Origin of the sequence: Nonomuraea mangrovi, from assembly GCF_042681425.1 — a bacterium.
Classification (GTDB): Bacteria; Actinomycetota; Actinomycetes; order Streptosporangiales; family Streptosporangiaceae; genus Nonomuraea; species Nonomuraea mangrovi.
Window position 1 is genome coordinate 1 of record NZ_JBHUFV010000087.1, and the last position, 9,870, is coordinate 9,870.

Sequence of the window (9,870 nt, forward strand, 5' to 3'; positions counted from 1 at the left end):
AGGAGGACACCCCACCCATCGCCGCCTAGAAATCCTTGATCCACAGGTCTTGACGATTGCTCGCACCGCCCGGCTGCTGCCCCGCCTGATCAAGGGCCGCACCTCCGGTCCGCTCTTCCTGGCCGACCGGCCCGCCCCATCTCAGGCTCCCGCGCCCCGCAGTCGCCGACCTATGCCCGGCCACGGGACGGGGCCGGCTGTCGTACCCGAGCGCCGAGTACCTGTTGAAGCAGGCCACCCAGGCGATCGACCCGAACCGGCAAGGGTGGACGCTCCATCCCATCGGCCGTCCGTGCACCCGCCCGGATGCGGTGGCCGCCGACAAGGCGTACTCCTCCCGCGGCAACCGCGCCTATCTACGACAACGCGGGGTCAAAGCCGTCATCCCAGACATGCAGACCAGGCGGCCAACCGCAAGAAGCGCGGGCCTGGCCTTCCACTTCGACAAGACTTCCGACAACTACCTCGCCGGCCTTCATCTCCGCGGAGCCGTCATGTGGATCCGAAGTCTCCATCCCGCCTGAAGATCCGAACTCTGTACAGGCCTTAGCGACGCGACCCTACGGAGAGGTCGCGGGGTGAGGCGGTGCGGCGGCGGTAGTAGTGCGCGGCAACCAGAGCGAGCAGAGGGCTCCAGGCTGCCAGTGGCCAGTACATGATGTTGAAGATCACCGTCTGCCAGCCGTGCGTGACCAACTCGACGGGATCGCCGTTGATCTTCAGTCCGAGGCTGATCATGGTCATCGCGTACGGAAAGATCAGCAATGCGAGCGCACCTAGACCGGCGGGGATGACCGCAGCCATGACCGGCACCCGACGGCCGCGCAAGACCGGCACCCAACGCGGCCACACCTCGCCCCACTCGCTCACCAGGCCGACGGCGAGGAAGGCCGCCGCCTCGCTGACCACGCTGAGCAGCAGGATGTACCACCAGCCACCTGCCAGGCCCTCCAATCCTCCGGCGGGTGTGGGACCGAATTCCAGCAGCGGCGCGTTGAAGAGGAAGGCGGCTATACGCCACAGGCTGGAGGGCAGCACCGCCAACGGGATGGCGTAGGCGGCCAGCACGGCCCAGCGCGGCACACCTGCTGCGGTCCGGCCATGGAGTCTGCTCCAGAGGGTGTGAGTGGCCATGGGGGGCTCTCCTCAAACGAACGTCACGGGTTGGTGCCTTTGAGGATCGCCCTTGCCCCGAATGCCGCTCATCCCCTGTGCGAGGGAATGTTTCCCCCCACAGGGGGGAAACCTTGCCGCCGTCGTGACCTGCTACAAACTCGGGCCCGCCACAGCGAGTCACTGATGTCGCCGACCACTGACAGGTTCCTGTCGCTCAACAAAGACCGCCAAAGCGGTCGTCGACGGGCCCGTACAGCTTGCCCGCCGCATCGCGTGGTCCTTCGGTGAAGCCGGGCAGAGCGCACAGCAGGGTTTGGTCGATGGTGCGGTGCAGGCGTTCGATCTTGCCTTTGCGGTGGGCCTGGCGGGCGGGCAGCCGGTGCACGTGGACGCACAGTGCGGCCATCGCGTGGTAGACGGCGGCGGCGAACTCCAGGCCACGGTCGATGCGCGTCTGGGCGGGTACAGCGCCGAACGGGCCGCGCTCGACGTCGTCGACCAGCCCCATATGCAGGGCGGTCAGCACGGTGCCGGCGTGCAGGGTCAAAGAGAGCGCCCAGCCAAGCACGGCGCGGGTGCTGTCGTCGTCGACGGTGGTCAGCCAGGGCCGTACCGCCGGGCGGCGCGGCGCGAGCACCACGATGGCAGCTGCTTGTGGTCGCTCTCCCAGGTGTGGTTGCGCGTGAAGGGCGGCCGGGTCAGGTACACCGATGCCCGGCGGCGGCCTTCCTCGCCGCTGGTCCAGGCGGCGCGCCCGGCCGGGGTGAGCTGGCGGCCGAAGGCCCGCTGCAGCGTGCGCAACACGACCGAAGCGGCCCCGCCCCACCCGGCGCGCAGGAAGTCCGGCACCGCGACCGCGGCCACCGCCCCCGGGTTGACCGTGCCCGGGTCGTCGGCGGTGCCGTCCACCACAGCGCTCCGGGCACGATGGACGGCGGCGATGTTGCCCAGGAAGTAGGCGAAAGCCTCTCGATCGGTCACCGACAACAGGCAGGCCGACGGCCCCGGAGGGCGCAGTTCGGCGCGAACCCTCTTCGAGCGCCCGCCACATGGTGCGTGGGAGCGAGTGCTATGGACGGGCGTGGGCAGCGTCGCTACCACCACTGGGCGTTGATCAGCGTGCAACAGTTCGGAAGGGCGAAGCCTCGGTCCGGGAGGCGCGAACACTTTGGGGCGATCGGTGAAGAAAGGACGATGGATTCGCGCAAAGGAAGGCGGCCGATGACACCTCGAGCGACAGCGAGAGCCGTGACATGACCCAGGTGACGCAACAGGCGACTGACGCCGAGCTCATCGAATGCTCCTTACAGCAGCCGGAATGCTTCGCCGCGCTGTTCCACCGCCACTATTCGACGATTCACGGCTACGCCGAGCGTCGACTGTCGCGCCCGCTGGCCGACGACATCGCCGCCGAGGTGTTCCTGATCGCGTTCGACCGGCGCGGCACCTATGACCTGTCCCGGTCGGACGCTCGGCCTTGGTTGTACGGGATCGCCTCGAACCTGATCTCTCGCCACCACAGGACCGAGATCCGGCAGTACCGGGCGCTGGCAAGGACGGGTGCGAAGGAGGTCGGCGAGGATCACGCCGAGCGAGTTGTGGACTCGCTCGACGCCTTCGCCACGCGCGGTCGGCTGGCGGCGGCGCTGGCGGAGCTGCCAGCCGGGGACCGGGACGTGCTGCTGCTGGTCGCCTGGGCCGAGCTGACCTCCGACGAGGTCGGCAGAGCGCTCGGCGTCCCGGCGGGCACGGTCCGCTCACGGTTGCACCGTGCCCGTACGAAGATCCGCGCCGTGCTGGATCCGGCGCTCACCAGGAAGGAGCGTTGATCATGGGCGAATACTCGCAGGCCGACCTGGAGGCACTGCGCCAGGCATGGCCCCAGCCCGCCCCGCCATCGCCTGATGCCTATACCGCCGCCAGGGATGCGCTCCTCCAGCGGGCCGCGGCGACGGCGCCTCGGCGGGCTCGTCGCGTTCACCTGACCAGGGCGGGCCGGCGGGCCGTCACGATCGGCATGCTCGCTGCCGTGATCTCCGCGGTCGCGCTGGTGGCCGACCCTGCGGGAGTCGAGGCGCCGCGCCCTGTCGTGCCCGGCCTTGCGATGCCGGCCGCCAACGCACAGGCGTTGCTCGGCCGGGCAGCCGAGGCCGCCGGGAACCGCGCGTTCACCGCCCCCGGCCCTGACCAGTGGGTCTACATCGAAACGCGCTTCCAGGGCGTCCGGAATGCCGCCCCGGGCGAGGTGCAAACATCGCGAACTCCTCTGGAGACCCGCGTGGACCGGTCATGGACCCGAGCCGACGGCAAGGAGCTGGCCCTCTTCGAGGACGGCAAACTGGTTCGCTCGCCAACCGGCGGCGCCATGCCCCCTCAGGACTATGCCACGGTGGCGGCACTCCCCACGGATCCCGATGCGCTGCTGGCCTGGATGTACGCCAACGTCGGCGAAATGCACAATTCCGAGGAGGACCGGCACAACTCGGCTTACCGGCTGCTCGGCTCATTGCTCGCACAAAACCTGGTGCCTCCAGCGCAGGAGACGGCCGTCTACCGGGCCATGGCCAAGATTCCGGGGGTGACGGTGAACCCGGACGCGGTCGACGTCGATGGGCGTCCGGCGGTGGCGGTGGCCCGTGTCGAAGACGGTTGGGTGAGCCATGAACTGCTGCTCGACCGCTCCACCTACACCTACCTGGGCGAGCGCGCGGTGGCCAGCGCCGACTACACCGCCCCGGAACCGGGCGTCCGCGTGGAAGAGGGCCGGAAGATCATCAATATGGGGCACTCCTACACGATCAAGAAGGGAACGATCATGACGCTCGCTGTCCGTCTGGACATCGGGGTCACCGATCGGCCTGGGGTAAGGCCCTGAGCGGTGGTCGTCGGCGCGGGTGGGCGCCGGCTGCGGCGTCGCTGCTGCTGGTGCTCCCCTCGGCTGTCAATCTGGCCGGTGGGCTCACCTGGATCTGGACGCCGTGGCTCCCGTTGCCGCTGCTCGACATGCTTGTGCGGGCGGGACTGCTCGACGTGTGGCTGGTAGCGGATCTCCTTGCCGCCTCGGGCGCCCTGGGGGCAGCCGGGGTGGCAGCGCACGTCGCGCGGGAGCGGACCGCCGGCGCGCTGCTGCTTGCCGCGGTTGCGGTGATCAGCCTCGCCGTCGCCATGGTCGGAGGCGGCTGGCTCCCCGCATGGTACGGCATGGCATACGCCGCGGCGCTGATCCTGCTGCGAACCTTCCAGCGGCACGGACCTGATCAAGTGTTGGACGACGTTTGATGCGACGACGATCTAAGGTTTGGCGTCACGCTCGTGTCGTCGAGGCCCGCGTCGAAGCCGAGCTTGAAGAGATCCAGGCATCGCGGATCGATGACGAAGTCGAGAAGATCCTCGACGCCATGCGCAGCAACGGGTACGAGCCGACCCTGCGCATCGAAGACGTCACGTCCGAAGGCGACGGCCCCGCGCCCGTCTGAACTCCGGAAGGCGACGGCTAACAGGGTGTGGGGCGCCGACGATCCGGACGCCCGGCCTCGGTGGCCTCGCCTGGTTCACGCAGCGGATTGGCGGCCGCGCGGGCGGCCACGCCCATCCCGGACAGGGCGGCGGCCGTCATGGAGTGTTCACGAGTGGGTCTGACGTGGGGGAGCAGTGCAACTCGTCAGGTCCAGGTCGCCGAATCCGGGTCGATGCCTCGATCGCGGGCGTTGGCGTCGATGACGTCACGGAGCCAGATGGTCAGGCCTGGCTCGATTGCGTCGTAGTAGGCCGTGAAGCCAGGGTCGGCGGCGTACTTCCTTCCCAGGCAGACCTGCATCGAAAGGGTGCAGTCGAAGTACGCGTCCATGGAGGCCCTGTGTCGTTCCGCCAGAGCGTTGGCTTCGGCGCTGCCTGGCCTGACGCCGGCGCGCTTGGCTGCTGCCAGGTCGTGCTCGAGCGTCGTGATGTTGTCGGCGATCCGCTGCCAGTCCTCGGGGGTCATGCCCGCGGCGCGCTCGGCGTACTGTGCCCATTGAGCTGTGTCGCCCCACCGGTCACGTGCGCCCGCGGCCAGTGACGGCTTCCAGCGCTGCCCGAAGATCGCGACTTGTTCCTCCGGGGAGAGCAGGATGCCGGCGCGTGCGGCTTCGATCATGCGATCGACCGCGTTGACCATCGCCTGCAAGCGGGAGATGCGATCGAGGAGCTGGGCACGCTGTTGTCTCAGCGGCACGGTCATATCGACCGTCGGAGCATCGAGAAGTTGACCGATGTCGTCGAGCGACAGACCGAGCTCGCGGTAGATGAGCACCCGATGGATGCGTGCGACGTCGGCCGCGGAGTAGAGCCGGTAACCGCCGGTGGTTCGCCCGGACGGGCGGACGAGCCCGATCGCGTCCCAATGATGGAGGGTGCGGACGGTGACTTCCACGTGCGATGCCGCGGCCCCGACGGTCAGCCCCCCGGGTCCCGCGGCATCGTCCATCGCGGTGTCGGTCACGCTGTCGAGTCTGACATGCGCGTCTGACCTACGCGGTTTCACCCCTTGGGGAGCGTGAAGCCGTTTGCTTCGAGGTAGCGTGCCTCGGCGCTGTCGAGGTCGAGGGGACGGGCCGCAGTCATGATCACACGAGCGTTCTCCGGCGTGATGACCTCCAGTTCTACGGTGTTCCACGGAGTCTGTCGCGGTCCCGTCGTGCATCCGGGCACCAGTGCGGTGCACGCCTGCGCGATCTCGTCGACCTGGCTCAGCACGCAACTGAAGCCGATGCTCACCGTTGAAGGGGCCGGCAGGGCGCCGGTCGGGACGAGCAGAGCGTCTTGGAACGCCCACCGTCGAAGGTGCGTGACCTGGCCCGGGACCGTGAACAGGTCGATGAAACCGAGCCCGCGGGTCCAGAAATCCACGGACGCGGCCAGGTCCGGCGTCGGCACGGTGACGAACATCGGCATGCCGTAGATGCCCCGGTAAATCTCAGGTGGCGTCGCGTCGGGCCCGGGCGGAGGGACAGGGCTGATATCGAATGCCTCGTAGTAGTCGGTCATGCGTTCATCGTGGTGCCTGACGCAACGTCAGGGTCAAATCCGGATCAGCGGACCGGCGGGCGGCGTGGGCATCAACGTCGCAGTACAGGACGCGGTGGCCACCGCGAACGTGCTCGGTCCCGCACTCGTACGGCCGGGCGCCCCCGACGAGGCCGACGCCGCCCAAGTTCAGTCACACAGACAGCGCGCCGCGCGGATCACCCAGGCCTTCCAGCTCGGCATCCTGCGCGACGTGTATCCCGGGAAGCTGACCGACGACGCGACCGAGCACGTGCCGCCGATCTTCACCGCGTTCAGGACCCTCCGCCGTTGCGTCACGTGATGGGGCGTTCATCGGCATGGAGGTATGGCCCGAGCACACCACGGGGTGAGCCCCTCCCCTGCTCGAAGATCAGCGATGGGCTCTGCGTGCCCGGTGGCCCCGGCCTGCCAGTGCGGGGGCTTCGGACGGGCGGGGCCGGGTTCGACGATGGTCGCGGTGGTGTAGACGCCGGGCGGTACGTCGACGGTGAAGGGTCCGCGCACATCGTGGCCCGCCCTGCCTGGAGCTGGTTCAGGGCGCAGGTTCTGAACGTTTCCCGCCGGGGCGCCCTGGCCTCGCGTCGTGCAGCCAGACGTCTGAGCCCGAGCCCGGGGGTACGGCACGGCATGCCGTACCCCCGGGTGGGTCACCGGACGGGCACCTGGAGGTCGCGGAAGGTGGCGATCTTGACTTTGAGACTCTGGGCGTCGTCGGGGAGTGCGAACAGGCCCCAGAACTCGCGGGTCTGGCCTGGCGCGAACTTCTCGGTGCTCAGGCGGACGCCGGAGACCCCGGTGCAGGCGCAGTAGGAGTCCACACCGTTGTCGGTGACGACTTGGAGGCGGCCGGCGAGGTACTGGCGGCGGGCGGCGACGTCGGTCAGGCGGACATTGCTGGCGGACTGGTACTTGTACGACTGCCAGTCCTGGCCGTGGTGGAGCTCGTTGAACCACGCCTCGGCCGAGCCCTCGTTGGTGATCGTGTAGGTGAGCACGCCCACGCCGCCGGGCAGCCGCCGCAGGCCGGTGATCTCCATGGCGAACGGCTGGCCCTTGGCCGTGACGGTGGCCTTCAGCTCGTCGTCGCCGGGAGCGAGGGTCTGGACGACGTCGTTGGCCGGGTCGGGGGACGCGGCGGGCTTGGGCTTGGCGAAGGTGACCGTGACCCGGCGGTTGCGGCGCTTGCCCTCGTCGGTGTCGTTGCCGTACAGCGGGCGGCGGGAGCCGTACCCCTTGGCCTGGAAGCCGACTCCGTCCCTGGTGAGCACCGCCGACAGGGCGCGCTGTACGGCCTGGGCGCGGCGCAGCGACAGCGGGTCGTTGATGGCGTCGTTGCCGGAGGAGTCGGCGTGGCCCTCGACCTTCACCGCGGTGGCGGGTGAGGCGTCGATGAGCTTGGCCGTCCGGGCCAGGACCGCCTTGGCCCTGGGGGTGAGGGTCGCCTTGTTCACCGCGAACAGCACGTCGGAGGAGAGGTTGACCTGGAGGTCCTTGCCGTCGTCGGCGGTCTCCTCCGACTTGTCCAGGGATTCGGAGGGCAGCAGGATGCTGCGGGTGATGGGGGTGACGGGCTCGGCGTCGGGGTCGGGGAAGTCGCCGGTGGGCGGGTCGTCACTGATGGGGATGTTCGGCATCGGCGGGCCCACGGGAGTGACGACCGTGGTGGCGGCGGGGTTGCCCGAAGGGGCGGGCATGACCCCGTAGACAGTGATCGACTGGCCGGGCTCGATGAAGTAGGGAAGGTCGTCGCGGTCCTGGTCGCTGCACAGGCAGGGGGAGTCGGCGGGCTTGTACGGCAGGATCCAGGTGTGGGCCTGCGCGTCGAGGACGCCGATGCCGGAGGCCCAGTCCATCTTGCCGAGGGGGCGGGTGGGGTCGCCCATGTCGGAGGACCAGGGCAGGTCCTTTTCGGTGCCGGTGTTGGACAGGCGGATCTGGACGACCAGGTGCTTGCCCTTGACGCGGTTGAGGCCGACCACCTCGACCTTGAGGTTCGCATTGTCGGTGCCGCGGGTTTCGGCCAGCGCCTCGCGCGTGTCCTGGCTGGTCGCCGTAGGCGTGGCGGTCGGGTCCGCGGAGGCGGGGGCGCTTGTGGCCGGGGCGCTGGAAGGCGGATCGCTGGGCTGCGCGGGGCTCGGTGGGGCGGCCTGCTGGAACGGCAGCACTCCACACCCGCTCGCCGCGAGGGTGAGTGCGGCGGCCAGGGCCAAAATCCGGGGAGACATGGCGGAGATTGTGCCATGTCCGAAATGCCGGTACACAGACCTTGTCAGAGAAGAGTGCTCACGCTCAGTCACGTGCATCACTGATCGCGGCGACGGCGGCCTTGACCTCGACCTCGACGAGTTGGTCGTTGTACCCGAGCACCGCCACTCCGAGCAACGTGCTGGGCACGTCGTGGGCGCCCGATCGCGATCTACCGACTCAGCGGCCGTCGGCTGTATCGCCGCTACCGCACCCGGCGCTACCGGCTGCCCGATGACGCGGGGGTCGAAGTGCAGCGGAACGAAAACGTACGCCAAGCCCGTTCTCACAGGTCAGCCGTGGCACCTGAACGCTGGGCTTCCTGCGGCTCGACTGCGTGCGATCCAACGATCGGCTGCGTGCCTACTACCGCGAGCGGGGCTTCGCGCACCGTGGCGACGTCGCCCGTCACGGGCGCACCTGGGCGGCGCGACAAGGAGGGACCGACCACCTGGGGTCAGCCGCTACGAACGGCCGCTCCAGGGCGGGCAAAGAGGCGCCAAAGTCATGCTCCAGCGTGATCACCATGAAGGCGGCTCGCTATCTGTGCTGGCCGGCATGGGCGCAGAAGGGCTGGGTCGCGATGGGCGCGACGCTGGGAACTCTCCTGCCGGACACGCCGCGAACATTGGGATTAAAGGTTCATAGCCAGGCGGCGGGCGGGGGCACACGGCTCGCCAAGGCGTTCACAGTGCTCTTCGAAGCCCGGCGGCAACCACTGACCCGACAGCAGGCGCGGGTGGCGCTTGAAGTATGCCACCGTTGTCATACCGAAGATGTATGACGCCCATGGGGTGTGATACTCCAAAACCAGCCGTGACCCGTCATCCTTGCGCGTGACGATCTCCACGACGCCTTCGCCGGTCAGGTCAATGCCCTCAATGTTCGAGAACCAGACGATCAGATCCGGCAGGCGGGGTCGCTCAAAGTGAACGCGGCCGTTGGTGACCGTCAGCCTCCCCACGCCCAGATCCTTGTCCTTGCGGGCGTAGTACTTGCTCATCTCGTCGGTCATAGCTAGCCCGAACTGGGCATATTTGATGTCATTCACACTGCTGATGCCGATCGCATCCCGGTAGGTAGCCCGCTCGTACGGCTGGGGAGCCTTCGACTTCAACCACCGCACCCTGGCCTGCTCTACGGCGACCAGGTTCTCCTCCTTCAGCAGAGGGAACATGCACCCAAGCGAGGGGAGTTCTATACGGCCCGGCCACCCCAACCGGTTCACTCCGATGATCTGGCAGGTCTGCCATAACACAGCCTCGAACGGGTTGAACACGCTCCAGTTCACCATGACGATCATTAAAGCAGTCTGGTCGGGGTTTCGCGTGGTCACGGATCCGAGTGGAGAGGCGCCGCCACCCCACAGACCGAACTGAAAATGGGTGATCAGGCGGAAACTGGAGTTGACCCGGTTTGGTGGACACCTGGTCTCTGGGGAACCCTGGTTCCCGGAAGAAGGAG

General features: G+C 68.3%; 12 protein-coding genes and 1 pseudogene. 6 read left to right on the forward strand and 7 right to left on the reverse strand.

From position 1 onward, the window contains the following. Window positions 1–278: 278 nt before the first annotated feature. Window positions 279–524 (forward strand): annotated as a pseudogene (locus ACFSKW_RS49880) (hypothetical protein); the annotation flags it as partial. Between the two features lie 22 nt (window positions 525–546). Here the strand turns inward: ACFSKW_RS49880 and ACFSKW_RS49885 are convergent. The 3 genes from ACFSKW_RS49885 to ACFSKW_RS49895 all read right to left on the reverse strand — a co-directional run bounded on the left by ACFSKW_RS49885 (window position 547) and on the right by ACFSKW_RS49895 (window position 2,097). Then, a complete protein-coding gene (locus ACFSKW_RS49885) occupies window positions 547–1,068 on the reverse strand; it encodes a hypothetical protein (RefSeq protein WP_379582032.1) in 522 nt (173 codons plus the stop codon). A gap of 262 nt (window positions 1,069–1,330) precedes the next feature. After that, on the reverse strand, window positions 1,331–1,756 hold the full coding sequence (locus ACFSKW_RS49890) for a hypothetical protein (protein ID WP_379582034.1): 426 nt from the start codon (window positions 1,754–1,756) through the stop codon (window positions 1,331–1,333). Further along, on the reverse strand, window positions 1,714–2,097 hold the full coding sequence (locus ACFSKW_RS49895) for a hypothetical protein (RefSeq protein ID WP_379582036.1): 384 nt from the start codon (window positions 2,095–2,097) through the stop codon (window positions 1,714–1,716). The genes ACFSKW_RS49890 and ACFSKW_RS49895 overlap by 43 nt, the downstream gene beginning before the upstream one ends. Window positions 2,098–2,369: 272 nt before the next feature. On the opposite strand from ACFSKW_RS49895, the gene ACFSKW_RS49900 reads away from it, so the two are divergent. The 4 genes from ACFSKW_RS49900 to ACFSKW_RS49915 are packed head-to-tail and all read left to right on the forward strand — an operon-like array spanning window position 2,370 to window position 4,592. Beyond that, window positions 2,370–2,945, forward strand: a complete 576-nt coding sequence (locus tag ACFSKW_RS49900) for an RNA polymerase sigma factor (protein ID WP_379582038.1) — start codon at window positions 2,370–2,372, stop codon at window positions 2,943–2,945. 2 nt (window positions 2,946–2,947) lie between these two features. Beyond that, a complete protein-coding gene (locus tag ACFSKW_RS49905; RefSeq protein WP_379582040.1) occupies window positions 2,948–3,991 on the forward strand; it encodes a CU044_5270 family protein in 1,044 nt (347 codons plus the stop codon). A gap of 50 nt (window positions 3,992–4,041) precedes the next feature. Continuing rightward, entirely contained in the window at window positions 4,042–4,395 is a 354-nt protein-coding gene (locus ACFSKW_RS49910; RefSeq protein WP_379582042.1) for a hypothetical protein, read from the forward strand. Then, window positions 4,392–4,592: a hypothetical protein gene (locus ACFSKW_RS49915; RefSeq protein WP_379582044.1), complete on the forward strand. Its 201-nt coding sequence runs from the start codon at window positions 4,392–4,394 to the stop codon at window positions 4,590–4,592. The genes ACFSKW_RS49910 and ACFSKW_RS49915 overlap by 4 nt, the downstream gene beginning before the upstream one ends. Window positions 4,593–4,777: 185 nt before the next feature. On the opposite strand, the gene ACFSKW_RS49920 is transcribed toward ACFSKW_RS49915, so the two are convergent. Together ACFSKW_RS49920 and ACFSKW_RS49925 are read right to left on the reverse strand one after the other, a co-directional pair. Next, the gene (locus ACFSKW_RS49920; RefSeq protein WP_379582046.1) at window positions 4,778–5,596 is read right to left on the reverse strand and encodes a MerR family transcriptional regulator; all 819 of its coding nucleotides are present in this window, start codon (window positions 5,594–5,596) and stop codon (window positions 4,778–4,780) included. A 38-nt stretch (window positions 5,597–5,634) separates the two neighbouring features. After that, window positions 5,635–6,141: a VOC family protein gene (locus tag ACFSKW_RS49925; protein ID WP_214325982.1), complete on the reverse strand. Its 507-nt coding sequence runs from the start codon at window positions 6,139–6,141 to the stop codon at window positions 5,635–5,637. 64 nt (window positions 6,142–6,205) lie between these two features. On the opposite strand from ACFSKW_RS49925, the gene ACFSKW_RS49930 reads away from it, so the two are divergent. Next, a complete protein-coding gene (locus ACFSKW_RS49930; RefSeq protein ID WP_379582048.1) occupies window positions 6,206–6,463 on the forward strand; it encodes a hypothetical protein in 258 nt (85 codons plus the stop codon). 346 nt (window positions 6,464–6,809) lie between these two features. On the opposite strand, the gene ACFSKW_RS49935 is transcribed toward ACFSKW_RS49930, so the two are convergent. Further along, window positions 6,810–8,387, reverse strand: a complete 1,578-nt coding sequence (locus tag ACFSKW_RS49935; RefSeq protein WP_379582050.1) for an OmpA family protein — start codon at window positions 8,385–8,387, stop codon at window positions 6,810–6,812. A gap of 653 nt (window positions 8,388–9,040) precedes the next feature. Then, the gene (locus tag ACFSKW_RS49940) at window positions 9,041–9,709 is read right to left on the reverse strand and encodes a hypothetical protein (RefSeq protein ID WP_379582052.1); all 669 of its coding nucleotides are present in this window, start codon (window positions 9,707–9,709) and stop codon (window positions 9,041–9,043) included. Window positions 9,710–9,870: the final 161 nt, after the last annotated feature.

Bases quoted from the DNA above. Each gene is read 5' to 3' on its own strand.
- ACFSKW_RS49900 (WP_379582038.1), top strand. From the start codon at position 2,370: ATGACCCAGGTGACGCAACAGGCGACTGACGCCGAGCTCATCGAATGC.
- ACFSKW_RS49905 (WP_379582040.1), top strand. From the start codon at position 2,948: ATGGGCGAATACTCGCAGGCCGACCTGGAGGCACTGCGCCAGGCATGG.
- ACFSKW_RS49925 (WP_214325982.1), bottom strand. From the start codon at position 6,141: ATGACCGACTACTACGAGGCATTCGATATCAGCCCTGTCCCTCCGCCC.
- ACFSKW_RS49935 (WP_379582050.1), bottom strand. From the start codon at position 8,387: ATGTCTCCCCGGATTTTGGCCCTGGCCGCCGCACTCACCCTCGCGGCG.
- ACFSKW_RS49940 (WP_379582052.1), bottom strand. From the start codon at position 9,709: ATGATCGTCATGGTGAACTGGAGCGTGTTCAACCCGTTCGAGGCTGTG.